Source organism: Plantactinospora sp. DSM 117369 (assembly GCF_053764795.1).
Genome location: NZ_CM132446.1, coordinates 8,290,429 through 8,317,014 on the forward strand (window position 1 = coordinate 8,290,429; position 26,586 = coordinate 8,317,014).

The following is a 26,586-nucleotide window of genomic DNA, read 5'->3' on the forward strand; positions in this document are numbered from 1 at the left end:
TCGGTTATACGTCGAACACCCTAAGTCGAGGAGGGACCTATCATGCGTACACCCTTACGACGGGCGGCGCTGGCGGCGGTCGCGGCGGCGGCCGTCCTGCTGCCGGCCACGCCCGCCCAAGCGATCTTCAACGGACTACCGGCCGCCGAAGGCGAGTTTCCGTTCATGGCCGCCCTGCTGCGCGCGGACCAACCGGGAAACGCCTATGACACCAGATTCTGCGGCGGATCGCTGATCGAACGCGGCTGGATCCTCACCGCCGCGCACTGCCTCGAAGGCCTGACACCCCAGCAGATCACCGTGGTCATCGGGCGGACCCGCCTCACCAGCTCCGCCGGGGAGGTCCGCGCGGTCAGCAGCATCGTCCGCCACCCCCAGTACACCCAGACCTGGGACAACACCCCCGACTACGACATCGCGCTACTCAAGCTGTCGACGCCGTCGACCATCACCCCGATCCGCATGGCGTTCACGAACAACCGCAACACCTGGCTCCCCGGCAGCGGCGTCACGACCCTCGGCTGGGGTGCGACCACCTGGATCGGCGGCCCGGTGTCCGGCTCACCCGGCGGCTACCCCGACGTCCTACAGGCCCGCGGACTACTGATCGCCGACGACGCGGCGGCCCGGAACACCTTCCCGACCTACCGCGCCGAGACGATGCTCACCGCCGGCGTCGCCGGGGCAGGGATCAGCGGCATCTGCTCCGGCGACTCCGGCGGGCCGCTGATCGCGTTCGGGCAGGGAACCTCCCGGCTGGTCGGGGTCACGAGCTTCAGCAGGCGTCATCAGTGCGGGCTGGCGATCACCGGCAGCGGGTTCGCCCGCGTCGGGGAGGGACCCCTGTCCCGCTGGATCATCGAGCAGGTCCCCACGCTGGCCAGCGACGGCTGGATGAGCCGCAGCGGCGACTTCAACGGCGACGGCAAGGACGACATCGTCGCCTTCGTCCGCGGCATGGTCAAACCCGGCGACACCGGCAACTACTCGGTCTGGGTGGCGCTGAGCAACCCGTCCGGGACCGGGCCGTTCGGCACGCCGACGAGATGGGCGTCGTCGTTCGCCGACACCGACCAGTTCCCGCTGGTCGGGGACTTCAACGGCGATCGACGCGACGACATCGTCGTATTCACCCGCAGCACCACGCACGCCGCCAGGGTCGCGCTGAGCACCGGAACCGAGTTCACACCCTCGCAGGTCTGGCACACCTGGTTCACCCCGAACGACGAGATCCCGACCGTAGGCGACGTCAACGGCGACGGCAAGGACGACGTCGTCGCCTTCCCCCGCGGCTCTGCGGGCGACGCCTGGGTGGCGCTGAGCAACGGCTCGGCATTCGGCGCGGCCACGTTCTGGGGCAACGGCTACGCCAGGTTCAACGAGATCCCGGCCCTCGCCGACGTCAACGGCGACGGCCGCGCCGACGCGATCACCTTCACCCGCGGCAGCCAGGGTGACGTGTTCGTGGCGCTGAGCAACGCCACCCGCTTCGGGTCGCCGCAGCGCTGGCACGCCGACTTCTGCTTCGGGTCCGAGATCCCGGCCGTCGGCGACTTCAACGGCGACCGCAAGGCCGACATCGCCACCTTCACCCGCGGCGACCAGGCTGACGTGTTCGTGGCGTTGAGCAACGGCTCATCATTGAACCTTTTTCAACCTGAACCGCGCGGCGCTCGCGCACCGCGTCTGACCTTGCGGTCCACCGCACCGCAAGGGGAGGTTGAAACAGGTTCATTCATCGGCACCGCGGCGGTGTGGAACACCGACTTCGCCGCCTACAACGAAATCCCCGGCGTCGGCGACGTCAACGGCGACGGCATGGACGACATCACCACCTTCACCCGCGGCGACACTGCCGACGTGTACGTCTCCCGCAGCAACGGCCAGCGCTTCACCGACATCCACCTCAAGTGGCACGACTGGATGGTCGCCGGCGGCGAGGTGCCCGCGGGCGGCAGCACCTGGTAGACGCCCAGGCGAGGGTTACGTCTACTAGCGACGATCAAGAGTAAGGATGCCGAGAGTCCTCCCGGCCTGGGTACGACCCCGGCCGGGAGGACTACCCATGCGATCTTCTCCATTGAACCTTTTCAACCTGAACCGCGCGGCGCTCACGTACCGCGTCCGACCTTGCGGCTCGTCCGACCACAAAGGGGAGGTTGGAAAAGGCTCATTGTCACCCCGCGGAGCCGAGCCGCCTGATCGTCACGCACGCGCAACCGCCCGCCACTGACGCTGTCGACTGCGCTACGCTCGCCATATCGACCAGCACCTATGAGCTGCGTGCTGTCGGACAGGGGGCGCCATGCGTACGAGAACCGCTGTCGCGACCTCATTGGCGCTTGTGATGGCGTCCGCGGTGCCCGCCCGAGCCGCCGCTCCCACTCCGTCGCCACCGCCGGCCGCCCCGATGGTCATCGACATCGACACCGTGAGCGGGTCAGGCTGTCCACCAGGAACGGTGCTGGTCACCGTGGCCCCGGACAACACCCGGTTCTCGCTGATCTACAACTCGTACTTCGTCCAGGTGGGCGTGGGTGCCGGACCCATCGATTTCCGGAAGAACTGCCAGGCCGTCCTCGCCGTGCAGCCGCCCGCCGGATTCACTCTGGCGATCTCCAGGGTCGACCACATGGGATACGCCTTCCTGGCCGACGGCGCGACCGGCATCCATCAGGCAAGCCACCATCTGAAGGGAGAACCACGGCCGGCGCTGATCTCCCACCCGCTCACCGGGCCGATGGACGACCTGTGGCAGGCGACCGACGAGGTGCTCATCGAACCGGTCTATTTCCCGTGCGGCACCACACCCAGCATCGTCCTCGACACCACGCTACGGGTCAGTGCCGGCACCTCAGACCCGCAGACCACCACGAGCTTCGTCTCCTTGGACGCGGTCGACATCAGCTATAGCAGCAGCTACCTCCTCGACTGGGCAACCTGCTGATCCGGCATCGACCGTGAAAGGCGACGTCGTCGTAGGCGGGCCGGTGAAGCCGATGTGCTGGCCGGTCGGCTGCGTGGAGGGGATCGCATGTGCCGTTCGCCGGACGGCGCGGCGGTGGACCAGTGAACCTTTTCAACCTGGACCGCGCGGCGCTTACGCACCGCGTCCGGCCTTGCGGTCCGTCGGACCGCAAGGGGAGGTTGAAAAACGCCACGAGGACGCCCCGCGCCGAGCGGTGGTCGGGGCCGGGGTCGAGATCGGCACCTACCGGTACGGTCAACCAGTAGGCTGGCCCGTGATCCTGCCGCCCCTATCCCGCCGCGGCAGGGCTCCGGCCGCTCACGCTAACCCGGTCGCACCGTCCGCCGAGGGTGACGTCGTCCGGATCCCCCCGACGCGCCGGTGATCCTGTCCGGCGGCATCGACGAGGCACTGGCGCCTATCGGACCACCATCGACTGGGGCGGGGGGCACGTTCGCGAGCGGCTGATCCGGCTGCTGGCGACACACGGGCGCCGGCAGGAGGCGGCTCAGGTCGCCCGGGAGATGCCCGCCGAGGCTGCGACACCTGCCAGGACACTGAGACGACCCGGTCGTACGCGGCGGCGGTCGTCGGGACCACTTGATCAGGTGCACGGCCATTGCCGTCGATCGTGCGCTCGGCCTCGGCGCGCCGGTCACCCGGTGTCGAGGTCAGCCTCGGCGTAGTTCCCTACGGACATGCCGGGTACAGGATGTGTGGGGTCCCGGGCTAGGGCGCACGACGCCCGGGGCCGCTTTGGTGCGCGACGAGCTAGGGTTTAAATGCGGCCATTCCCCTCAGAAGGAGCGCCCGACCATGATCCTCCCGAAGATTCGGGACCCTCGCTTCATCACCCTTCGCCGCGGTGGGAGCCTCACTGATTCGGATCATCATCTTCTCGCTCTTTGGGCGGCGTCGTGCGCGGAACACGTCCTACACCTGTTCGAGTCGGTTCAGCCTGCGGACCCACGGCCGCGTGAAGCGATCGAGCACGCCCGCGCCTGGGTGCGTGGTGAGGTCAAGATGATGCAGGCTCGCGCGGCGGGCGGCCATGCAATGGCCGCGGCCAGAGACCTGCGTGGGGCGGCTCGGCATGCTGCGTACGCTGCCGGCCAGGCGGGGGTCGTCGCCCACGTCGCCGCGCACGAACTCGGTGCGGCCGCCTACGCGATCAAGGCCGCACGCGCTGCCGCCCCGCCGGGCGAGAGCGATGCCGCAGGACGGCTTGAGTGCCGATGGCAGCGTGACCAACTCCCGGACGCGATTCGCGAGCTCGTGCTCGATGACCAGCGGTTGCGGAACGACATCTGCTGGTCGGTGTTCGACTGCTGAGCGGGCGTGGGGGCCGCCAGCCCACGATGCTGCGGCGTGGACGTCGCTCGGCGGCGAGCCCAGCAACCGCGCCGCGACTCGCAGGGCAGCGCCAACCTCACCGGGACCGCCACCGAACCGCAGAAGGAACACGTCGAAGCTCACGCACCGCAGTATGCGCACAGCGCCCCACGCGACCGTCAACACCGCTGATCTGCGCCTCGGGGAAGCGGGGTGCGGCAGCACGCGGTACCCGGCAGGGCCGGCAGGAGCGTGCTGTCTGACGCGTCCGTCAGTGCCAGCAACACCGGCCTGACGAGAACGGCCGCACACCAGGTCGCCGGTCTGCTCCGGCGCCGGCAGACGCAGCGTCCGGACGAGGTCGAACAGCCCGCCACTGTCAGGACGCCCCGGCGGTACGGGCGGAGTACGGACAGTGCCGTGCCAGCGATCATTCTTACCGTTCCCACCAAGCCGCCCGGAAACCGGGCTTGCGCTGCCGGAACGACAGGGGAACGTGATGAGGACGGGGTTTGCGGATCGATTGCCGCGTTCGACAGCCAACCGGCTTCGCGTGGGAGTGGCGACGGTGATGGGCGCGGTGCTGGTGTCGCTCGGTTCGATCGTGCTGTGGCCGATGTCGCCCGCTTCCGCCGACGTCGGGACGAGCGCGGTGACCCTGTGCGATGTGGATCTGGAGTACGGCGAATCGGGAAGCTGTGTCGAGCGGTTGCAGCGGCGACTCAACGAGTTGGGCCTCAACTGCGGCAACCAACTCGCGGTCGACGGGGCGTTCGGTGCGGCGACGCGGATGCGGGTGTTCGCGTTTCAGGGACGCAACCGGCTGACCATGACCGGGGAGGTCGGGTCGGCAACCCGCTCGAAGCTCGCCAACCCGGACGAGGGGCTCGCCGTAGCCTGCGACTCGACGGTGGAGAGCCAGATCCGCGCCGTCTTCCCGGAATCGATCGCGAACAAGGCGGTCCGGGTCGCCCGGTGCGAGTCGGGGCTCAACCCGATCGCCGTCGGCCTCAACACCAACGGGACCAAGGATGTCGGGGTGTTTCAGTTCAACACCGGCGGAACTCTGCAGGAGTACCTGCCGGGAAGCACCGTGGCGGTGCAGATCGACAGGGCGCTGAGTTCGGCGGACAACATCCATGCCGCCTACGACCTGTACCGGGCTCGGGGTTGGCAGCCGTGGACCTGCGGCGACGCCTGACTTCACCTCCCCGATCTTCTGTCGAAAGTGACAGGACGCCAGGGGCCGCGAGTCTCGCCGACCCCGCGATGAAAAGGAGATCCCCACCGTGCAGAGAAAACATCTGAGACCCAGAATCACGACGTCGATCGTGGCCTTCCTCGTCGCGGCCTCCAGTGCCGTCTTCGTGGCCGCGCCTCCGGCGTCCGCCGACGGTCTGAGCAACCCGAGCGGCACGCTCACCGTCTCCTGCCCGGGCGCCGAAGCCTTCATCCAGGTCGACTGGAAAGGCGCGAACATGGTGACCATCCGGTGGCGTGTCGACGACACCGGCACGGCGGCCAACTTCTCTCCGGTGCTGCGGATCCAGGCCCACGACTCCGACCACACCGCGGCGCCCTTCGTCTTCCCCGGCGACAACGCCTACTACATCCTCAAGTCCGGTAACGGCACCCACGAGGTCGGCCTCAAGTCCGACTGGAACCCCAGCAACCTCGCCGACATCAATCACCTTGCGGTGAGGGTCCAGAACGGGACGACCGAGCAGGGGACCGCCTGCTTCCAGGAGAGGAACATCTTCAACTGGACCAGGATTGCCTATCGGAAAGCCGTCGACAAGCAGGGTGCCGACTACCTCTTGGGTGGTACGGGTCCGGACTATGACTGCTCGGGGCTCGTGCTCACCTCTTACAACCAGGTCGGGAACTTCCCCGACTTCGACACGAGCAGTGTCCGTACCGCAGAGCAGATCTACAACTGGGCTCGGACACACACCTCTCCCGCGAAGAAGTACGCCAAGCAGGTTCCGGCCGCGGACCTGAAGATCGGGGATCTGCTCTTCTACACGAACACCGCCGACAACGGCCGCTTCATCACACACGTCGCCTTCTGGGCCGGGGACAACACCCTCTACGACGCCCACAGCCCCGGGGTTCCCGTCGGTTTCCACGCCAACACCTCGTGGTGGAGCAGCCGCTTGGTCGCCGCCTACCGCATCCTCGGCGTTTCGGACGTCGCCAGCGGGTGACGTAGTTCCTCCGCCAGATCGGCGGAGCACCGGGACACCGATCCCGGCGTCCTGTTCCAGCCAGGACGCCGGGATCGGCGCACGTCTTCCTGTGCTGGTCAGCGGCACATAGGATGGGCCGGTGCCGCGAAGATCGCAGTGCAACGATCTGACCACCCAGTGTGGGTACGAGTGACGGCGACAAGCTTCGGCGGGCTGCTTCGCGCTCATCGCCGCCGTACCGGAGTGACGCAACGGCAACTCGCCGACCGGGCGGGCATGAGCGCGGGCGCGATCCGCGATCTGGAACAGGGCAGGACGAGAAGCCCGAAGCGGGACTCGGTCCAGGCCATCGCCACCGCACTCGGGTTGAGCGGACCCGACGTCGAGCAACTGCACGCCGCTGCCGAGGCCCATCGCGCACGGCGCGCCGGAGCCGGTCCGGTCCGTGCCGGCCCGCTGCGCATCCGTGTGCTCGGTCCGATCGAGGTCTGGCACGGGGATGTCCAGGCATCCCTCGGCTCCGACCTACAGCGCACGCTGCTCGCGCGGCTCGCACTCGGCGCCGGCGCGGCGGTCGCCCAGGACGAACTCATCGAACTTCTGTGGCAGCACGGTGAAGTCCAGAACCCCGTGAACCTGCTGCACACGCACGTCGCCAGGTTGCGGCGGCTGCTTGACTCCGACGCGCGGACCGACAGCGTACTCGTCGGCGGTCAGACCGGGTACCGGCTCGCGGTCACCGCCGATCAGCTAGACCTGCTGGCGTTCCGCGATCTCACCGCGCGGGCGGCGTACGACGCGCCGGAGGCGGCGTTGACCCGGCTCGCCGAGGCCGTCGCGCTGTGGCGCGGCGAGATCGACGCGGAGCGGGTGGCGTCGAGCCCGCTCTACACCGCCATAGCCACCGAGTACGCCGGCACCGTCCAGGCGTTCGCCACTCTGGCGCGTGATCTCGGCAAGCCGGAACGGGCGCTGAGACCGGTGCTGAAGCTTGCGAATCGGCGCGAGCTGGACGAGCCGCTGCACGTCGAGCTGATCCTGACCCTGGCCGCGAGCGGGCGGCAGGCAGAGGCGCTCGCGGCGTACGACCGGATCCGGTCCGCACTCGCCGACCAGCTCGGCATCGATCCTGGCGAGCGGCTGCGCTCCGCCCAGCTCGCGGTGCTCCGGCAGCGGGAGCGGCAGGCCCGACGGACAACGGGGCGGATCGCGGTCCAGCAGGCGCCCGCCCCGCCGCCGGACTTCGTCGGCAGGGCGGACGAAATGGCCGTGATCGAGGCTGCGCTCGCCAGAACGGGCCAGCGGGCCGGACCGCCCTCGTCCCGGATCGTCCTGATCGACGGCATCGCCGGAGTCGGTAAGACAGCGCTCGCGCTCGCCGCCGCGCACCGGTTGCGCACGAGGTATCCCGACGGTCAGCTCTACGCCGATCTGCGCGGCACCTCCGCGACCGCGCCGGACCCGATGCGGGTGCTCGGCCGGTTTCTCCGCGCGCTCGGCGTGCCGAGCAGGCGGATCGGGACCGACGAGACCGAGGCGGCCGCGTTGTTCCGCAGCGAGCTCGCCGACCGGCGGATGCTGGTACTGCTGGACAACGCACATGACGCCGACCAGGTCCGGCCGCTGCTGCCGGGTGCGGGCGGCAGCGACTTGATCGTGACCAGCCGGCGCAGGATGCTCGACCTCGCCGGGGCGAGCGTCGTCCACCTCGAACCGCTCAACCCGGCGGAGTCGATCACCCTGATCGCCGCGACCGCGGGGTCCCACCGGATCGACGCCGATCCCGACGCGGCCGGTGCGCTCGCCGAGGCCTGCGCGCGGCTGCCGCTCGCGCTGCGCATCGCGAGCGCGCGACTGGGCACCCGGCAGGCGTGGACCATCGGCGACCTGACTCGCCGGCTGCACGACGACAACCGCAGACTCACCGAGTTGTCCACTGGTGAGTCGAGCGTGCTCACCAGTTTCCAGCTCAGCTACGCCGACCTGAGCGCTGCGGCCCGGCGCGCGTTCCGGTTGTGCAGCCTGCACCCCGGCGACGACTTCGGCGCCGACAGCGCCGCGGTCCTGCTGGCGATGCCGGCGGCCGAGGCCGACCGCGTACTGGAGGACCTGCTCGAGGCGAACATGCTGATGCAGTACGCGACGGACCGCTACCGGTTCCACGACCTGCTGGGCCTGTACGCCCGCCGGCTGCTCACCGAGGACGCCGAGGGCGAAACCGCGCGCTCCCGGCTGTACACCTGGTACGCCGACGCGGTGACGGCCGCGATGGAGTGGGTGTACCCACAGCTCGTCCGGCTCGACACGCATCCGGAGCGGGACACGTTCTTCGCCACCGAGGCCGACGCGCTCGCCTGGCTGGACGTCGAGCTGCCCGCGTTGGTCGCCGTCGTCAGGCACACGGCGGGATCCGCCGACCGTGCGCTGTCCTGGCGGATCACCGACCAGCTCCGTGGGTACTTCCTGATCCGCCGGCACATCGACGGCTGGCTGCCCGCGGCGGAGGCAGGTCTGGACGCGGCCGCCCGCGCCGGCGACGACGTCGCGCGGACCGCGATGTTGATCAGCCGTGGCCAGGCGCTGTGGTCGGTCGGCCGGGACGAGGAGGCGCTGTCCGACTGCCTCGCCGGCGAGCAGCTCGCGATGACCACCGGCTGGACGACGGCCGCAGCGTACCTCTCCCATCAGATCGGGTGGCTCTATCTGGAGCAGGGCAAGCTCGCCGGCGCGGAGCAGTGGCTGCACCGCGCGCTTGAGTTGACCGAGGACGACCACCTCGGCCACGTGCGGGCGGTCGCGCTCAACGGACTCGGGGTGATGCGGATGTGCCAGGGCGAGCTGTGGGACGCCGCCGAACTGCTCAACGCGGCACTGAAGATCAACGAGGTGACCGGCCGGGAGACGTCCGCGCTGGCCAATCGGGGCAACCTGGCGAGCGCGCTCCGTCAGCTCGGTGCGGAGGCGCGCGCCTCCGAACTGCTCACCGACGTGCTCGCGGCGTACCGGGAGGGATCGAACCAGCGCGGCGAGCTGTCCACTTTAGACGAGTTGAGCCAGCTGTACCGGGAGCGCGGAGACGCCGCCACCGCGCTGGAGGTGGCCAGCCGGGCGCACGACATGGCGGTCGCGGTCCACGACAGGAAGGCCACTGCGCAGACCTCGGCCACTGTGGCGGAGGCATACCTCGCGCTCGGCAACACCAGAGCGGCCGCCCAGTGGTTCGAGCACTGCGTGACGATCGCGCACCACGCCTACCCGTTCGTGGAGGCACGGGCACTGGTCGGCCTCGCCACCGCCCGGCTCTCGGCAGCTGACCCTACCTCGGCGAGCTACGCTGCCCAGCAGGCCGTGGCGATCGCCGGCTCCTGCGGTTTCCGGCTGCTCGAAAGGCGGGCGTTGGCGGCACTGCACGCCTCGACCCGGTCAACGCACCAGGCGGCGGCCGGCGTGCAGTGGTGAACCCCGCGGGGTGGAGTTCCTTTGTGGCGGGTGCCCTGCTAATAGTGTCCACGTGACCGACCAACCTCCATATCCGTCGCAGCAGCCCCAGTACCCGTCGCAGCAGCCCGAGCCGTCATACCAGCAGATTCGGCAATATCCCCCGCCGTCTGCGGAGTACGAGACGGCACAGCCGGCCTACCCGGTGCCGGTCGCCCCGGATGGACGACCGCTGGCCGGTCTGGGTCAGCGGCTCGGCGCCCGAATCATCGATTCGATCATCGTCATGGTGGCCCTGCTGGTGGTGGCCGGGATCATCATCGGTGGCGGCGTCGCGCTTCTCTCCGCCGCCATCGGCGAGGACTCGCCGATCCTGCCGATCACGGCGATTGTCGGCATCATCGCGATTGTCGTCGGCCTCCAGTACGTATACGAGATCGAGATCCCGCTGCGCTGGAACGGACAGACCCTGGGCAAGCGAATGCTGAAGGTCGCGGTCACGCCGCTGGAGGCGGGTACTCCGCTCCGCCGCGGACAACTGACCTACCGGTACCTGGTGATGCTGGGTTTCAACCTGCTGTCGAACTGCTACATCGGGCTCTTGGACCCGCTGTGGTGCCTCTGGGACAAGCCTTACCGGCAGTGCCTGCACGACAAGCCAGCGAAGACGGTGGTCGTCAAGGTCGATCCGGCCGCGCAACCCCCGCGGTACTGAGCCCGATTCCCCCGCCGCCCCGTCCGGAGGCGCGGCCAAGCCGACAGGTCCACTGCCGCGCAATCCGGCTACCGGCCTCGCCACTCCTCCGCGAGCAGTCCGTAGATCACGTTGTCCGCCCAGACGCCCTTCGTCCAGTAGTCCCGGCGCAGATGTGCCTCCTTCACCATGCCGACCCGCTCGCACAGCCGGGCCGACGCCTCGTTCAACGCGTTGAGTTGGGCGATCACCCGGTGCATCCCGCAGTGCTCGAAGGCGACACCGAGGAACGCGCGTACCGCCTCGGTGGCGAAGCCACGGCCGGAGGCCGACGGGTGGAAGGCCCAGCCCAGCTCGCCCCGGGACAGCGTCTCGTCCGCCGGCCACAGGATCAGGTCGCCGACGACCTCGCCCTGGTGCTCCACCACCACCGCCAGGCGGGAGTCGATTCCCGTGAGGCTCAGGTAGTGGATCCGCTTGCCGACCATCTCGGCCGTGAACTCCCGCGTCCACGGCTCCCAGGGGATGTAGCGGGCGACCATCGGGTCGCTGTAGTACGTGTAGAGCGCGTCGACGTCGTCGGCTCGGTACTGGCGGAGCAGCAGTCGCTCGGTACGGATCGGCAGTGCCAGGTCAGACATGTCCCCCAGTATCAAACCGACGGCTGCCGACAGTAGCATCGCCGGGCACGACGAAGCCACTGACCCGCTCGTCGGGAGCGGCGGGCGGCGCCGCCGGGCGACCGGGCCCGGCTCGGGCTGGACCTGACGGTCTTCATCGAACTGAAGGTCGGGCAGCACCCCGGGAGACCGCCGCCCCGGATCGAGTCGGTGTTGACCGGCATCCCCGAGGTCGTCGCCTGTCACGTCATCTCCGGCTCCGCCGACTTCCTGGTCGAGGTGGCGGTGGCCAACCTCGCCGCGTACGAGCGGCTGCTGATCGACCAGATCCTGGCCATCCCGGCGGTCGTGGACACCCGCAGCACCTTCGCCATCCGCACGGTGAAGACCCGTGGACCTCTGCCGCTGACCCAGTTGCGCTGACCCGTCCGGCTGTTTTCCGGCCGGCCCGGCCGTCTCGGCCGGCGAATTCGGGGGACAATTTCCGGGTCGCGCAGGCCGCGCGCCCCGGTGGCGGACCGGGACGGCGACGGGGCGGCAGTCGCGAAATAGGCTGCTGGGTGCGGGTACGGTGCGGCATCCTGCTGTCACGGCGTCACGGAACGTGGCCCGGGTCAGGAGGTACGGCCGGCGATGGCGGTGGAGCTGCTGCTCTTCGGCGACGTGCGGGCCCGGGTCGACGGGCGGCAGGTCGATCTCGGGCACGCGCGGCAGCGGTGCGTACTGGCGGCGCTGCTGGTCGACGCCAACCGGATCGTGCCGGCCGACCGGCTGCTGGACCGGGTGTGGGGCGAGCAGCGGCCCCGGCACGCCCGCAACGCCCTGTCCGGGTACGTGTCCCGGTTGCGTACCCTGCTCGGCGGCAGCGGCGGGCTCGCGATCGGCCGCCGGTCCGACGGGTACCTGTTGACTGTCGACCCGGACGCGGTCGACCTGCACCGGTTCCACCGGCTGCTCGCCCGGGCCCGCGCCCTCACCCGGCCCGAGGGCCGCACCAGCGGCGGAACGCCGGCGGCGCGCACCGGCGGGGAAACCGCGGTGGCGCTGTTCGAAGAGGCGCTGTCGCTGTGCCGGGGCGAGCCCTTCGGCAGCCTCGACACGCCCTGGCTGGCCGGGATCCGTACCGCGCTCGCGGCCGAGCGGCTGGCCGCCGAACTCGACCTGGCCGATCTCGCCCTGGCCGCCGGCCGGCATGCCGAACTCCTCGGCGGGCTGGCCGCCCGCGCCGCCGCGTACCCGTTCGACGAGCGGATCGCCGGGCAGGTGATGACCGCGCTGTACCGCTGTGGCCGGCAGGCCGACGCGCTCCGGCACTACCAGGACGTCCGGTCCCGGCTGGCCGAGGAGCTGGGCATGGATCCGGCGCCGGCGCTGCAACGGCTCCACCAGCGGATCCTGACCAGCGACCCGGCGCTGGAGAGCCCGCCGGTGCCGGCACCGGAGCCGGCCGGCACCGCCGCCACCGGAGCACCGTCCGTGCCGCGGCAACTGCCGGCGCCACCGGCCGCGTTCACCGGCCGGGAGTACGAGCTGACCGAGCTGGACGGGCTCGTCGACCCGGGCCCGGGCCTCGGCGCCACGGCCGTGGTCTCCGGCTCGGCCGGGGTGGGCAAGAGCGCGCTCGCGGTGCACTGGGCGCACCGCAGCGCCGACCGCTTCCCCGACGGGCAGCTCTACGTCAACCTGCGCGGTTTCGACCCGGACGGCGTGGTGGTGGACCCGGCGGAGGCGGTGCGCGGCTTCCTCGACGCGTTCGGCGTCGCCGCCCGGCGGATACCGGTCGGGCTCGCCGCGCAGACCGCGCTCTACCGCAGCCTGGTCGCCGGCCGGCGGATGCTGGTCGTCCTCGACAACGCCCGCGACGCCGCGCAGGTACGCCCGCTGCTGCCCGGCGCACCCGGCTGCGCCACCGTGGTGACCAGCCGGAACCGGCTCGCCGGCCTGGTCGCGATCGACGGCGCCCGACCGGTCACCGTCGACCTGTTCCGCCCGGCCGAGGCCCGCCGCTTCCTGGCCCGGCGGCTCGGCGCCGACCGGGTGGCCGACGATCCGGCCGCAGTGGACGAGATCGTGGCCCGGTGTGCGCGCCTGCCGCTGGCACTGGCCGTGGTGGCCGCCCGTGCCGCCGCCTTCCAGGGCTTCCGCCTCGCCGACCTCTCCGCCGAGCTGCGGACCGCCGGCGGCAGCCTCGACCCGTTCGACGGCGGCGAACCGGCGGCGGACGTCCGGGCGGTCTTCTCCTGGTCGTACCGGGCGCTGCACCCCACCGCCGCACGGCTGTTCCGGCTGGTCGGGCTGCACCCCGGAGCGGAGCTGACCGCGCCGGCCGTGGCCAGCCTCGCCGGCCTGCCGGTGGTGGCGGCACGCCGGTCGCTGACCGAACTGGCCCAGGCGCACCTGCTCGACGAACGGTCGCCGGGCCGGTACGCCAGGCACGACCTGCTGCGGGCGTACGCCGCCGAGCGGGCCGAGCTGGAGGAGGCCGCCACCGACCGGCGTACGGCGGCGAACCGGCTGCTCGACCACTACCTGCACACCGCGTACGCGGCCGACCGGCTGCTGTATCCGCACCGGGATCCGATCGTGCTGGCCGAGCCGGTGCCGGGTGCCGGGCCCGAGTCCTTCACCGACCAGGCCGGGGCGAGAGCGTGGCTGCGCGCCGAGCACCGGACCCTGCACGCCCTCGTCGACTGGGCGGGCCGGACCGGGTTCGACCGGCACTGCTGGGAGCTGGCCTGGAGCCTGACCAGCTTCTTCAACCTCAGCGGGTACTGGCACGACCAGGTCGCCGTGCAGCGTACCGCGCTGGAGGCGGCGGGCCGGATCGGCGACGAGGCGGCGCAGGCGCACGTACACCGCAATCTGGGCCGGGCCCAGACCCAGCTCGGCCGCCTCGACCAGGCCCGGACCCACCTCGCCGAGGCGGCGCGGCTGTTCGTCGCGGTCGGCGACCGCGCCAACCAGGCGCAGACGCAGGTGAACATCGCGCGGATCCTGGAACAGCAGGGTCGTGACCTGGCCGCGCTGCACCACGACCAGCGCTCGCTCGACCTCTATCGCGAGGCCGGTCACCTGACCGGACAGGCCCGGTCGCTGAACAACATCGCCTGCATGCTGACCCGGCTCGGCGAGTACGACCAGGCCCGGGAGCTGTGCCGGCAGGCACTCCGGCTCAACGAGGAGATCGGCAACCGGCACGGGGCGGCCACGAACTGGCAGAGCCTCGGCTATCTCGAATGCGCCGCCGGGGCGTTCGGGGCGGCCGTCGCCGGTTGCCGGCGCGCGCTCGACCTCTTCGCCGAGGTCGGCGACCGGGCCGGCGCCGCCGAGACGCTGACCTGCCTCGGCGAGGCGCTGCACGGCGGCGGCGAGATTCCCGCCGCCGTGCAGGCGTGGGAACGTGCCCTGGTGCTGTACGACGAGATGGGCCATCCGGACACCGACCGGGTCCGCCGGTTCCTGCTCGGGGCGCGGGAGGCCGGCCGGGTCCAGGGCGTGCTCCCCACGGGTACCGCCGTCCGTGCCGCCGGCCGGCCGGACGCCACCGGGCCGGGCCGGTATCCGGGAAGCTGACGGCGGCCGGCCGGCGCCCGTGGCTGCCGGCCGGCCGTACTGGATCGGACGCCGCTCCTACTGGATCGGGAGCCGCTGCGCCTGGATCGGGAGCCGCTGCGCCTGCTGCCCGGACCGGACCGCTTCGCGGGCCGCCGCGCTGGACGGCGACGGCCCGCTCGGGTCAGGAGGCGCAGATCGCCTGGCTGACGATGAAGTCCCAGTCCTGGCTGACCGGAGTGTTCTCCACCGCGAACGCCTCGACGTCGTCGAGCGCGTTGGACGGGTAGATCACCTGGAGCGACACCCCACCGGGCGCGGTGTCGGAGATCGCCGCACCCGCACCGTGCACCCGGGTACCGCTCGGGCACCGCGCGAACGCGATCTTCTCCGACTCCGAGTCGCTCTGCGCCGAGGCGGTGGTGACCACCTGGTAGCCGGCCGGCCGGTTCACGCAGACCGCGTACGCGTCCACGGTCCAGTTGCCGGCGTAACCGTCCGCGTCCTCGTGCGCGGTCGCCCGGAAGATGTCGCCGCTGGCCGAGGCCCGGGACACCTGGAGTGCCACGTCACGCCCCGGGTTGACGATCCGGGCGCCGCCGCCGAGGGCCCGCCTGCTGCCGCAGACCGCCCGCGCCTCCAACTCGACCGGGGACGAGGTCGCCGAGTTCTGGGTACCCACGACGCCGTAGCCGGAGAGCCCGGACGGGCTGGCGCAGATGGCGTACGCCTGCACCCACCAGTCGCCGGTCATCGCGGCCGTGGTCTCCGAGCCGGTCACCACGTAGCTGTCCCGGGCACCGTCGGTGCGGTGCTCCGGGAAGAGCTGCACCAGGGTCACCTTGGCGCTGTCCACGGCGGCCACCGCGAAGGCCCATCCTCCGCCGCCGATCACCCACTTGCCGGCCGGGCACTGGGCCCGGGCGGTGTGGGTCTGCTGCGAGTCGATCGCCGACAGCGGCGACGTCACCTTCTCGATGCCGGTCACCGCCGCGGCCGGGCCGGCGCCGGCAAGCTGGATCCCGACCTGGGCGGCCGCCACCATCGCGGCGGTACCGGCCAGGGCGAACCAGCGGTTCGTGCGAGTCATCGCCTTTTCCCCTCTCGTTCCGGGTCCACGGTCGGCCCGGGCAACTGCCGACAACGGTGGCCGGCGAGGTTTCGGCAACTCTTCGGTGACGATGAAATAGCAGGTCACCGGCCTGCATCGGAGCTGAGCCGGCGGACCGGGGGCCAACCCGATCGTCCCGGGGCAGCGTGAAGCCGATCTGAAGCCGCCAACCGCCAGACTCAGCGGGCGGAGGTAGCGGGTCGGCCGCGAAACCGGGCACGGGCGGAGCCGGTCGGCGGCGAACCCGGCACGGGCGGAGCCGGCCGGCGGCGCAACCGGAGCGCTCCCCGGCCGGAGGGGCGAACCGGAGAACGTCCGGCGGCAAGGAGGCCAGGGCATGAATATCTCGTCGGTAGGTACCGCCCGGGCCGAGGCGCCGCGCTGGCAGGCCGTCCGGCACCGCTGGCCGAGCCTGCTCGGACTGGCGGTCGCCGTACCGCAACTGGTGCTCGGCGCGGATCACGAGTCGGTGGCCATCGTGGTCGGTGTGGCCACGCTCTGCTACCTCGGCGCCGCCGCGTTCGACCGACCGTGGGTGGCCTGGGCGGGAATTCCGGGCGGGAGCCTGGTGATCGCGGTCAGCAAGATCACCGGACTGGCCTGGTGGGCCGGTCTCGGCGTCGCGGCGGTCGCGCTGGTCCTCGTCGGCCTGCTCGGCCGGGCACCCCGTCCCGCGTTCACCGCGCAGGTCGGGGCCCTGATCGGGTACGGCGGCCTCGCCGTGGCCACGCTCGCCGTCGCGCCCCGCGCCGGACTGGTACTGGCCGGCCTGCTACTGGCGAGCCACGGAGTGTGGGACCTCGTCCACTACCGGCGCAACCAGGTCGTGCCCCGGTCGCTGGCGGAGTTCTGCATGCTGCTGGACGTGCCGTTGGGACTCGGAGTTGTCGTCCTCGCCTTCCTCGACTGATCGGGCCCCGGGCGGCGGTCGGGCCCGGCAACTCCCCGGCAGCAGAGTCAGGAATCCTGGTCAGCCGCTGCCACGGCGGCCATCCGATGGCGGATCCGGGGATGCTTCAGCACGATGTCGACGGCCTCGGCCACCGTCTGCCACTGCGGCCGGCCGTCCACCGGCAGCCGGTGCCAGCCCCACTCCCGCGCCGCCGCCCGGTACTCGTCGGCCATCGCCGCCTGGAACCGCAGGTACGACTCCGGCCCGGTCCGGCCGGTCACCGAGAGGTCGGCGCCGGGCTCGATTCGTCCGGTCTGCGACACCCGCCACCGGTACGCCAGCTCCGGATCGGCGTCGAGCAGGATGCCGATCTCCGGTTGCAGGTACGCGTCCCCGTAGGACGCCCGGACCGCGTCGACCAGGGTGTCCAGCGCGCCGGGTGGCATCGGCGGGTCGGGCATCCGCTGGGCGAGCCGCAGGGTACGGACGACGTTCTTCAGCGGAAACCCGTCCGACACGCAGACGGCGCCGCGCAGCAGGGCCGGCTGGATCAGCTCGGCCCGCAGCAGGTAGTGCCCGGCGAACTCGATGAGCGCGGAGACGACGATGCCGGGCTGCCGCACCCCGGGCGGGCCGCCGGGCAGGCCCTCGCCCAGCTTCGCGATGCCGGACGAGGCGAAGGCGGCCGCGACCGCCTCCTCGGCGGGGCGGCCGTGCACGGTGCTGCCCGCGTAGAACAGCCGCCACGCCTCCAGCGCCAGCAGTTCCAGGCTGGACCGGGGATAGCCGGCCGGCAGGCCGGTGCGGGACAGCGCGGCGTTCAGCCCGGGATCCACCACCTCCAGGCCGGCGTCGGCGAGTGTGCGGCGGAGTTGGCCGGCCAGGGTGGTTTTTCCGCAGCCGTCGATGCCCATCAACGCGATGGAGACCCCGTCGGACGTCACGGCCGCTTGCACCCCCGTGGCTCGGGCCGGCACCGGTGGCGCACCGGCCGGTCGCGCGGAGCCGTCGGGGCCGGGGCGGGTCGACACAGACCACCGTGCCGTCCACCGGCCCGAGCGGCCGCCGCCTGTCCGGCAGCCTACCGCGAGTGGGGTCAGGGTCAGCGAGACCAGCGTCGCCACCAGGTCACATCGATATTCAACTACCCGGCCGGCGGCAGGAAGCCGGCGTACCACGTCGGGCTGACGCGGTGACGACCGCCTCGGCTACCAGCCGCGCAGCCGGGGCCAGATCTCCGTGACGGCGCCGGTGGCCGGGTCGAGCACCAGGTACTCGTCGTGCTGGGCGGCGGTCGCGCAGGCGTGGATCGGCAGGATCCGCACCCGGGTACCGACCGGAAGGTCGGGCAGCGCGGCGGGGCTGCCCGGGCGGAGGGTCAGGATGCCGTGTTCCTGGCTGGCGTCGGTCATCAGCAGGTCCGGATAGAGCGGCCCGTCGAGCCGGGCGACCAGGCCGTAACCCTGGTCGACGGGCTGTGCCGAGGTGCCCCGGTCGCGCGAGGTGGCCATCCAGCCGCCGTCGGTGACGATCCAGCCCTTCTCCGGCTGGTGGCCGATGACCGTGGCCACCACGGACATCGCGAGGTCGTCGACGGTGCAGACGCCGATCCCGGCCATCACCAGGTCGAAGAAGACGAAGTTGCCGGCCCGGACCTCGGTGACCCCGGTGAGGTCCGCCGCGAAGTGCGCCGTCGGGGTCGAGCCGACGCTCACCACCGGCGCGGCGAAGCCGGCGGCCCGGAGCCCGGCGGCGGCCCGAACGGCGGCGGCCCGTTCGTTCTCCGCCGCCGCGACCAGTTCCGCCCGGGACCGGCTGTGGTAGGAGCCGCCCGCGTGCAGCAGCACGCCCCGGGCCTCGGCTCCGCCCCGCTCCAGCGTCTCGGCGATCCGCACCGCCGTCGGGTCGTCCGGGCGTAGCCCGGCCCGGTGCCCGTCGCAGTCGATCTCGATCAGCGCCGGGACGCGTACCCCGGTCCGGGTCGAGACGGCGGCCACCGCCTCGGCCTGGGCGACGCTGTCCAGCAGCACCTGGAGGTACACCCCGGCGCGGTGCAGCGCCACCACCCGGTCCAGCTTCTGCGGGGCGAGCCCGACGGCGTACAGGATGTCGGTGTAGCCCTGCGCGGCGAAGACCTCCGCCTCGCGCAGCGTCGACACGGTGATCGGCCCCGGCTCGCCGTCGAAGAGCAGCCGGGCGACCGCCAGCGACTTCGCCGTCTTGACGTGCGGGCGCAGCGGGGTGCCCAACCCGGCCAGCCGGGAGCGGAGCCGCGCGATGTTCCGGCCCACCCGCTCCGGGTCGACCACCAGGAACGGGGTCTCGGGCTGGCCCTCGGCGGGCCGGGCCTCGCCGGCCGGCGCCGGACGGGTGTCACTGGTCAGGGGCACGACGACTCTCCTCCGCGTTGCGCGGCCAAGTCTAGGCGGACCGCCCTGGTCCGGGCCGGACCCGCCCGCGTCCGGGTGCCCCGCCCGCACCCGCCCCGGGCAACCTCGGGTCAGCGGGTCGCCGCCAACCCGTCCGTCCGGAGCGTTCCCGGCCTGAATCGGCTGATCGCCCCGACCCACGAGCGGCTCCCGGACACCCGCCGGCCTGTTCCGGCTGTCATCGCCGCTCCTTCGTTCGCCGGATCGGTCCGCCGTCCGGTCGTCGGTCCGCCGTCCGGTCGTCGGTCCGCCGTCCGGTCGTCGGTCCGGTGGCGCCCGGTGCCCGGCACGTAACGGGCACGGGCTCCGGTCGGCGCTCCTGCCGCCGGCCACGCCCGGGAACGGAGTCGGATGCGTGACAGGGCGGCTGGTCCGGACCAACGACCGGGCGGTGAACCGGCCGGCGCCACCCCCCGTTGAGCGAGCCGACCACCAGTCGTTCCGTCCGCTCCGGACGCCCCCGCCGCCCGGTCGTGGCCCGAACCAATGTGGACACGGAAAAGGTATCGAGGCGTTATGGAGCGGATCAGGAGCAGAACCGGCAGTGCCGCGCGTCGATGACCAGGCAGAATGGAGCGTATCCGGCATCGGCAACGCAGCCGGCGTTATCGGTGCCGGTCGGTGGGGGGCAGGGTCAGTGCGGGACGTGGCCTGGGGACAGTACGTGCGGCGCCGGCGCAAGGAACTGGGCTGGACCCAGGAGGAGCTGGCCCGGCGTGCCGGGCTGAGCGTGCGGACGGTACGCAACGTCGAGGGCGAGCGCCCCGGCGCCGATCGGGGCGCCTCGGTCCACCAGCTCGCCAGGGCCCTGGGGCTGCGCGGAGACGACCTCGACCAGCCGGAACCGAGTGAGCCGGCCGGTGCGGTGCGGCTCGCCGTGCTCGGTCCGCTGCGGTTGAGCCGGGGCGGCCGGCCGGTACCGCTGACCGCGGCGAAACCGCGCTGCATGCTCGCCCTGCTCGCCATCCAGCCCGGTACCGACGTCGGCCGCGACGAGATCGCCGACGTGCTGTGGCCGGACACCCCACCGGCGACCTGGCAGAACCTGCTGCACACGTACGCGGCCCGGCTGCGCCGGCTGCTGCCGGCCGGGCCGGGGGCGCCGCGGATCGACAGCACCGCCGTCGGCTACCGGCTCTCCGCCGACGCCCGACAGCTGGACGTACTCCGGTTCCGGCAGCTCACCGAGGACACCGGCACGGGCCGGCCGGACGCCGAGCGGCTGGCCGAGGCGCTGGACTGCTGGCGGGGCCCGGTCGGCGCCGACCTGCCGGACCATCTCGGACAGCACCCGGCCGCGGTCGCCCTGCACCAGCGCCGGATCACCGCCGCGCTGGACTACGCCGACCTGGCCCTGGCCGAGGGGGAGGCGGCGGCGGTGGTGCGCCGGCTCGGCGTACTCGTGGACGTGGAACCGGTGCACGAGCCGCTGCACGCACGACTGGTCCGCGCACTCGCCGGATCCGGCCAGCGGGCCGCAGCGGTCGACGCGTTCCACCGGATCCGTGCCCGGCTCGACGACGAACTCGGGCTCTATCCGGGTGCCGAGCTGGCGGCGGCCCTCGACCACGCGCTCCGGGACGACCAGCGGGACGCCCCGCCCCCGGCACCCCCGCCCGCGCAACTGCCGACCCGGGTGGCGGCGTTCGTCGGACGCACCGGCGAGCTGGCCGAGCTGGACAAACTGCTCTCCGCCGAGGAGCCCGGCGCGACGGTCGCGCTGATCCACGGTACGGCCGGGGTGGGCAAGACCACCCTCGCCGTGCACTGGGCGCACCGGGTGGCGTCGCACTTTCCGGACGGGCAGCTCCACCTCAACCTCCGGGGATACGACCGGGCCGGTGCCGTGCTCGAACCGGCGGCGGCGACCCGGGCCTTCCTGGAGGCCCTCGGGGTACGCCCCGAGCGGATCCCGGAGAGCTACCTCGGGCAGCAGGGGCTCTATCGCAGCCTGATCGCCGACCGCCGGCTGCTGGTGCTGCTGGACAACGCCCGGGACGCCGAGCAGGTCCGGCCGCTGCTGCCCACCGCCGCCGGCAGCATGGCCCTGGTCACCAGCCGGGACAGCCTGCTCGGGCTGGTCGCCACCGACCGCGCGCACCCCGTCCCGCTCGGCCTGTTCACCCTCGACGAGGCCCGGGACTTCCTAGCCGACCGGATCAGCGACGACCGGGTCGGCACCGAGCCGGAGGCGGTCGAGCAGCTCATCGGCTGGTGCGCCCGGCTGCCACTCGCGCTCGCCATCACCGCCGCGCTGGCGGTGTCGCACCCGGGACAGTCGCTGGCCTCGCTCGCCGCCGAGCTGGCGGAAGCCGGCGACCTCGACACCCTCAGCGCCGGTGACCCGGCCACCGACCTGCGCGCGGTCTTCTTCTGCTCGTACCGGACGCTGAGCGTCGAGGGGGCGCGACTCTTCCGGCACCTCGGGCTGCACCCGGGGCCGACGATCACCGTGCCGGCCGCGGCCAGCCTGCTCGGTGCCACCCGCCGGACCGTCCGGCGCCTGCTCGACGAACTGCACCGGGCGCACCTCGTCGCCACCGACGAGCCCGGCCGGTACGCCCTGCACGACCTGCTGCGGGCCTACGCCGGAGAACTCGCCGAGGCCGGCGTCCCGCCGGCCGAGCGTGCCGAGGCGCTGGACCGCATCCTCGACCACTACCTGCACACCGCGTACGAGGCCGACCGGCGGCTCTACGTCCGCAGCGATTCCATCACCCTGGCGGAGCCGGCACCCGGGGCCGAGCCGGAGCGGTTCGCCGACGGGACGTCGGCGCTCGCCTGGTTCGACGCCGAACGGCTGGTCCTGCTCCGGGTGATCGACCTGGCCGCCGACGCCGGCCGGGCCACCCACACCTGGCAGCTCGCCTGGTCGGTCAGCATGTTCCTCAACCGGCGGGTGCACTGGCAGGACTGGGTGCACGCGCAGCAGCGGGCCCTGGAGTCGAACGCGGACCGCGACGACCTCGGGCAGGCGCAGGCACACCGCTTCCTGGGCCTGGTCTACCTGCGGATGTCCCGGGCCGACGAGGCGCACGAGCAGCTCCGGCAGGCCCTCGCCCTGTTCCGTCAGCTCGGTGACCCGGCCGGCGAGGCGAGCACCGAGCGCGGCATCGGCCGCGCGTACGCCCGGCAGGGCCGGCACGACCGGGCGTTGGCGCACACCGAGCGGGCCCTCGAACTGTTCCGGGCCGCCGGTAACCGGGTGGGCGCGGCGAGCGCGCTGAACGCCACCGGGTGGTACCACGCGCAGCTCGGCGATTATCACGTCGCGCTCCAGCGGTGCCGGGAGGCGGTCCGGCTGCACGAGGAACAGAAGGACGTCAGTGGGCTGGCCAACGCCTGGGACAGCCTCGGGTACGCGTACCACGGGCTCGGCAACCACGCGGACGCCATCGCCTGCTATCAGCGGGCGGTCGAGTTCTTCCGGGCCGCCGACGACCGGTACGGCGAGACCGACGCGCTGACCAGTCTCGGCGACACCCAGCTCGACGCCGGCAACCCGGGAGCGGCACTGACCGCGTGGCGGGCGGCGCTGGCCATCCTCACCGACATCGGCCACCCCGACGCGGCGCGGGTACGCACCCGGATCGCCGGCCTGGGCCGTCCCGGCGGGCCGGGCGTCCCTGCCGGACAGCCGTCCCACCGGACCTGACGAAGGTTCCGGGTGGGCACCCGGCCGGCCTGTCCCGGCCGGAGCGGAAATGCGCGGGAGCCGCGCGAGGCCGGCTGGTAGCGTCCGGTGGTCGACGGGGCGGGGTCGGGCGTGCGGGCGGCCGGCGCGACGGCGGGAGTGGCGGATGAACGTGGCGGCGGTGTCGTTCCGGGATGCGAACGTCGGTGACGCCGAGCGGGTCGCCGGGCTGCACGCCGACAGTTGGCGCCGGCACTACCGGGGTGCGTACACGGACTCCTATCTGGACGGTGACGTGTTCGCGGACCGGCTGGCGGTCTGGTCGGCCCGGCTGGCGGACCCGGCACCGCAGGGGGTCACGGTGCTCGCCGAGATCGCCGGGGAGTTCGCCGGCTTCGTCCACGTCATCCTCGACGACGACGCCCGGTGGGGCTCCCTGGTGGACAACCTGCACGTGGCCCGGGCCCACCACCGGCACGGCATCGGCGCCGCGCTGATGCGCCGGGCGGCCGGCACGGTGCTGGAGCGCGGCGCCACGGACGCGATGTACCTGTGGGTGCTGAAGCAGAACACCGCCGCCCGGGCCTTCTACTCGGCGCTCGGCGGCCGCGTCGCCGAGCGGTCGTACACCCGGCCGCCGGGCGACGTACCGGGCCGGCTCAACGGCCGCCCGGCCAAGCTGCGCTGCGTCTGGCCGGACGCGGGCGCCCTGCTCCCGCCGGGATAGCCCGGGCGGTACGGCGGAGGCGGCACCGGACGTAGGCCCTCGCCGTAGGCGCCGTCCGGGGCCCGGACGGCGCCGGACGTCACCGGTCAGCGTGGCGGGCCGGCGACCCCGATCAGGTTGCCCTCGGGATCGGTGAAGTGCCCGACCGCGAGCGGCCCGCCGCTGGCCGGTGCCGGCCCCAGCACCCGGGTCCCGCCGAGGCTCTCGGCCTTGCGCAGAGCCGCCTCGACGTCGGGGACACCCACGTAGAACAGGACCCGGCGCTGGTATCCGGCACCGCCGCCGACACCGCCGTTGATCCCGGTGCCGTCGCCGGTCGCGCTCCCGTCGACGAATCCGTACTCGCCCGGCGCGGAGACCGCCTCGGTGGCGGCGTCGCCGACGCCGAACCGCCAGCCGAAGAGTTCACCGTAGTAGCTGCGGAGCGCCGCCGGATCGGCGCCGATGATCTCGAAGTGCACCACCTGCTGTCCCATGATCTTCCTTTCCAGGTCACGATGTCGCGCCCTCGGTCGTCGGCGCGGCGGCACCCTTGGGGCACCACGCAGCAGAGGTCGGAGCCGCCATCCCGTTCTCGACCTCCGTCGCCGGAACCCCGCCCTCGCCGACGGCGCCACGACCGCGACAGCGCATCAGGCCGGGACGGCCGGGGACTTCCTCGGCGGACCGGCGTCGGGGACGTCCGGCGCGGGCCGGACGTCCCCGGCCATCGACGGCCGACTAGGCTGCCGGGGTGGCGGACGGAGGGTTCCGGCTGAGTGTCGACTACGGCACGTCGCACACCGTGGCTGTGCTGCGCTGGCCGGACGGGCGTACCCGTCCGCTGCTGTTCGATGGGTCGCCGCTGCTCTCCTCGGCCACCTGTGTCGAGGACGGCGGCGCGGTCCTGTCCGGTCAGGACGCCACCGGCGCCGCCCGGCGGTGGCCACAGGGCTTCGAGCCGTACCCGAAGCGGCGCATCGGCGACGGCACTGTGTGGCTCGGCAACCGGGAGGTCTCCGTCACCTCGCTGGTGGTCGCCACGCTGGCCCGGGTCGCCGACGAGGCCGCCCGGGTCGCGGGGCCGGGCTGGCCCGGATCCGTGCTGCTCACCGTGCCCGCCACCTGGGGGCCGACCCGGCGGGCGCTGCTGGTGGCCGCCGCCGTCGAGGCCGGCCTGCCCGAGCCCCGGCTCGCCGCCGAGCCGGTCGCCGCCGCGAGCTACCTGGTGGGGGCCGGTGAACTGGCCGTGCCGGCCGGTGGTCACGTCGCCATCTACGACCTCGGCGCGGGCACCTTCGACGCGACCGTGGTCCGCCGCACCGCGACGGGCGGCTTCACCGTGCTGGCCACCGACGGACTGCCGCAGACCGGCGGTCTTGACCTCGACGCGGCGCTCGTCGGGTACGTCGGTCGACTGCTGGCGGACCGCGATCCGGTCCGGTGGCGGCGGCTGACCGCACCGGACGACGACGCCGACCGCCGCGCCGCACTGACCCTCTGGGACGAGGCCCGCCGGGCGAAGGAGAGCCTGAGCCGGACCTCGGTCGGTTACCTGCACGTCCCGCTCTTCGACGAGTCGGTGCCGGTCGGCCGGGAGGAGTTCGAACGACTGGCCCGGGTGGTGCTGGACCGGACCGTCGAGGTGACGGTGGCGGCGGTCCGCTCGGCCGGCCCCGGAGCGGGACCGGCCACGATCGTCCTGGTCGGGGGTGCGAGCCGGATCCCGCTGGCGGCCACCCTGCTGCACCGGGCCCTCGGGGTGGCGCCGGTCGTCACCGAGCAGCCGGAACTCGTGGTGGCCGAGGGTGCCCTCTCGGTGCCGCCGGACGACATGCTGCCGGCCGGCCCGGCCACACCACCGCCCGGCCCACCGGCCCCATCGCCGCCCGGCCCACCACCGACCGCCCCTCCGGCCCCATCGCCGCCCGGCCCACCACCGGCCGCCCCTCCGGCCCCACTGCCCAGCACGTCCACTCCGGTATCGGGGGCCGATCCGTCGACCGCCGTCACGGTCCGGTCGGTGCCTACGGGCCGGTCGGTGCCGTCCCGGGGACGCGGCCGGGTCCTGCTCGCCGGGGTGCTCGTGCTGGCCGTGCTGACCGTGCTGGCCGTCGCCGTGGTACTGCGCCCGTGGGACCGGCCCGGCGGTCGGGCCGCCAACCCCACGCCCAGCACGCAGGCGACGCCGACCTTCGCCGACGGCACCACGATGCGACGATTGCAGGAGGCGCGGCGGATCACGATCGGCAGCAGGTTCGACCTGCCCGGCACCGGTTACCGCGAACCGGACGGGACCATGACGGGATTCGACGTGGAGATCGGCCGGCTGATCGCCACCGAACTCGGCCTCGACCCCGCCGACGTGCAGTGGACGGAGGCTCCGTCGACGGTCCGGGAAGAGCTCATCGAGCAGGGCCGGGTCGACCTCGTCATCGCCACCTACACCATCACCGAGGCCCGCACCCAACGGGTCGCGTTCGCCGGGCCGTACCACCTACCGGGGCAGCGACTGCTGGTACGCGCCGACGAGACCACGATCACCGGCCCGGAGTCGCTGCTCAAGGGCCGCCGGACCTGCACCGTCACCGGAACTCCACACGGCAGCCAGCTCGAAGATCAGCTCGGTGGCCAGTCGTTGGCGCTGACGTCGCTCGGCACCTACCAGGAGTGCGCGGAGCGGCTCGCCGCCGCCGGGGTCGACGCGATCACCGGGGACGGACCGACCCTGGTGGGCCTGGTCGCCGGCAACACCGCGCGGTTCCGGCTGGTGGGCCCGGCGTTCGCTCCGCAGCCGTACGGGATCGGCCTGCGCCGGGGTGACGAGCCGTTTCGGGCCTGGCTCGCCGAGACGTTGCAGCGGATCATCGCCGACGGTCGCTGGCGGGCCGCCTGGCAGGGCACCCTCGGCCGCTACGACGAGCAGGAGCCGACCGTTCCCGAGGTCCGCTGAGCGTCCCGGTGCCGGACGCGCCGGAACATTCCGGCGACCGCTCCGGGCGAGCCGCGACCGCCGGGGCG

18 protein-coding genes are annotated in these 26,586 nt (G+C 72.6%); 13 read left to right on the top strand and 5 right to left on the bottom strand.

Annotated features, from left to right (window positions below):
- Positions 1-42: 42 nt before the first annotated feature.
- The 7 genes from ACSMXO_RS35345 (at position 43) to ACSMXO_RS35375 (ending at position 10,642) form a co-directional block, all read left to right on the top strand.
- On the top strand, positions 43-1,968 hold the full coding sequence (locus ACSMXO_RS35345; protein ID WP_455415359.1) for a trypsin-like serine protease: 1,926 nt from the start codon (positions 43-45) through the stop codon (positions 1,966-1,968).
- 391 nt (positions 1,969-2,359) lie between these two features.
- A complete protein-coding gene (locus tag ACSMXO_RS35350) occupies positions 2,360-2,947 on the top strand; it encodes a DUF4360 domain-containing protein (protein ID WP_455415360.1) in 588 nt (195 codons plus the stop codon).
- An 837-nt stretch (positions 2,948-3,784) separates the two neighbouring features.
- Positions 3,785-4,300, top strand: a complete 516-nt coding sequence (locus ACSMXO_RS35355; protein ID WP_346259932.1) for a putative immunity protein — start codon at positions 3,785-3,787, stop codon at positions 4,298-4,300.
- Positions 4,301-4,853: 553 nt separating this feature from the next.
- On the top strand, positions 4,854-5,501 hold the full coding sequence (locus ACSMXO_RS35360; protein WP_455415361.1) for a peptidoglycan-binding protein: 648 nt from the start codon (positions 4,854-4,856) through the stop codon (positions 5,499-5,501).
- Positions 5,502-5,631: 130 nt separating this feature from the next.
- Positions 5,632-6,507 carry a C40 family peptidase gene (locus ACSMXO_RS35365; protein ID WP_455415362.1) on the top strand — a complete coding sequence of 292 codons (876 nt, stop codon included), beginning with the start codon at positions 5,632-5,634 and terminating at the stop codon, positions 6,505-6,507.
- Between the two features lie 171 nt (positions 6,508-6,678).
- Positions 6,679-9,948 (top strand): BTAD domain-containing putative transcriptional regulator, encoded by a 3,270-nt coding sequence (locus tag ACSMXO_RS35370; protein WP_455415363.1) that lies wholly within the window; start codon positions 6,679-6,681, stop codon positions 9,946-9,948.
- Positions 9,949-10,132: 184 nt separating this feature from the next.
- Positions 10,133-10,642: an RDD family protein gene (locus ACSMXO_RS35375; protein ID WP_455415364.1), complete on the top strand. Its 510-nt coding sequence runs from the start codon at positions 10,133-10,135 to the stop codon at positions 10,640-10,642.
- Positions 10,643-10,710: 68 nt separating this feature from the next.
- Here the strand turns inward: ACSMXO_RS35375 and ACSMXO_RS35380 are convergent, their stop codons facing one another.
- On the bottom strand, positions 10,711-11,262 hold the full coding sequence (locus ACSMXO_RS35380) for a GNAT family N-acetyltransferase (RefSeq protein WP_346259937.1): 552 nt from the start codon (positions 11,260-11,262) through the stop codon (positions 10,711-10,713).
- Positions 11,263-11,403: 141 nt separating this feature from the next.
- Between ACSMXO_RS35380 and ACSMXO_RS35385 the strand changes: the two genes are divergently transcribed.
- Complete coding sequence (locus ACSMXO_RS35385) at positions 11,404-11,664, top strand: Lrp/AsnC ligand binding domain-containing protein (protein ID WP_455419384.1); 261 nt, start codon at positions 11,404-11,406, stop codon at positions 11,662-11,664.
- Positions 11,665-11,874: 210 nt separating this feature from the next.
- Positions 11,875-14,814 carry an AfsR/SARP family transcriptional regulator gene (locus ACSMXO_RS35390; protein ID WP_455415365.1) on the top strand — a complete coding sequence of 980 codons (2,940 nt, stop codon included), beginning with the start codon at positions 11,875-11,877 and terminating at the stop codon, positions 14,812-14,814.
- Positions 14,815-14,977: 163 nt separating this feature from the next.
- On the opposite strand, the gene ACSMXO_RS35395 is transcribed toward ACSMXO_RS35390, so the two are convergent.
- On the bottom strand, positions 14,978-15,883 hold the full coding sequence (locus ACSMXO_RS35395; protein ID WP_455415366.1) for a hypothetical protein: 906 nt from the start codon (positions 15,881-15,883) through the stop codon (positions 14,978-14,980).
- A 358-nt stretch (positions 15,884-16,241) separates the two neighbouring features.
- Between ACSMXO_RS35395 and ACSMXO_RS35400 the strand changes: the two genes are divergently transcribed.
- Positions 16,242-16,814: a hypothetical protein gene (locus ACSMXO_RS35400; RefSeq protein WP_455415367.1), complete on the top strand. Its 573-nt coding sequence runs from the start codon at positions 16,242-16,244 to the stop codon at positions 16,812-16,814.
- 47 nt (positions 16,815-16,861) lie between these two features.
- Here the strand turns inward: ACSMXO_RS35400 and ACSMXO_RS35405 are convergent, their stop codons facing one another.
- Both ACSMXO_RS35405 and ACSMXO_RS35410 read right to left on the bottom strand, forming a co-directional pair.
- A complete protein-coding gene (locus ACSMXO_RS35405; protein WP_455415368.1) occupies positions 16,862-17,740 on the bottom strand; it encodes a hypothetical protein in 879 nt (292 codons plus the stop codon).
- Between the two features lie 264 nt (positions 17,741-18,004).
- Positions 18,005-19,186, bottom strand: a complete 1,182-nt coding sequence (locus ACSMXO_RS35410) for an alanine racemase (protein WP_455415369.1) — start codon at positions 19,184-19,186, stop codon at positions 18,005-18,007.
- 676 nt (positions 19,187-19,862) lie between these two features.
- Between ACSMXO_RS35410 and ACSMXO_RS35415 the strand changes: the two genes are divergently transcribed.
- A complete protein-coding gene (locus ACSMXO_RS35415; RefSeq protein ID WP_455415370.1) occupies positions 19,863-22,880 on the top strand; it encodes a BTAD domain-containing putative transcriptional regulator in 3,018 nt (1,005 codons plus the stop codon).
- A gap of 145 nt (positions 22,881-23,025) precedes the next feature.
- Positions 23,026-23,586 carry an N-acetyltransferase family protein gene (locus ACSMXO_RS35420; RefSeq protein WP_455415371.1) on the top strand — a complete coding sequence of 187 codons (561 nt, stop codon included), beginning with the start codon at positions 23,026-23,028 and terminating at the stop codon, positions 23,584-23,586.
- 86 nt (positions 23,587-23,672) lie between these two features.
- Here ACSMXO_RS35420 and ACSMXO_RS35425 read toward each other — a convergent pair whose 3' ends face one another.
- Positions 23,673-24,062, bottom strand: coding sequence for a VOC family protein (locus ACSMXO_RS35425; protein ID WP_346259943.1), 390 nt, complete (start codon positions 24,060-24,062; stop codon positions 23,673-23,675).
- Positions 24,063-24,319: 257 nt separating this feature from the next.
- On the opposite strand from ACSMXO_RS35425, the gene ACSMXO_RS35430 reads away from it, so the two are divergent.
- Complete coding sequence (locus ACSMXO_RS35430; protein WP_455415372.1) at positions 24,320-26,518, top strand: Hsp70 family protein; 2,199 nt, start codon at positions 24,320-24,322, stop codon at positions 26,516-26,518.
- Positions 26,519-26,586 lie beyond the last annotated feature (68 nt).

What these genes read in the sequence shown, in the direction of transcription:
- ACSMXO_RS35420 (WP_455415371.1), top strand. Translation starts at nt 23,026, where the DNA reads ATGAACGTGGCGGCGGTGTCGTTCCGGGATGCGAACGTCGGTGACGCC.
- ACSMXO_RS35380 (WP_346259937.1), bottom strand. Translation starts at nt 11,262, where the DNA reads ATGTCTGACCTGGCACTGCCGATCCGTACCGAGCGACTGCTGCTCCGC.
- ACSMXO_RS35395 (WP_455415366.1), bottom strand. Translation starts at nt 15,883, where the DNA reads ATGACTCGCACGAACCGCTGGTTCGCCCTGGCCGGTACCGCCGCGATG.
- ACSMXO_RS35425 (WP_346259943.1), bottom strand. Translation starts at nt 24,062, where the DNA reads ATGGGACAGCAGGTGGTGCACTTCGAGATCATCGGCGCCGATCCGGCG.
- ACSMXO_RS35400 (WP_455415367.1), top strand. Translation starts at nt 16,242, where the DNA reads ATGAATATCTCGTCGGTAGGTACCGCCCGGGCCGAGGCGCCGCGCTGG.
- ACSMXO_RS35355 (WP_346259932.1), top strand. Translation starts at nt 3,785, where the DNA reads ATGATCCTCCCGAAGATTCGGGACCCTCGCTTCATCACCCTTCGCCGC.
- ACSMXO_RS35345 (WP_455415359.1), top strand. Translation starts at nt 43, where the DNA reads ATGCGTACACCCTTACGACGGGCGGCGCTGGCGGCGGTCGCGGCGGCG.
- ACSMXO_RS35390 (WP_455415365.1), top strand. Translation starts at nt 11,875, where the DNA reads ATGGCGGTGGAGCTGCTGCTCTTCGGCGACGTGCGGGCCCGGGTCGAC.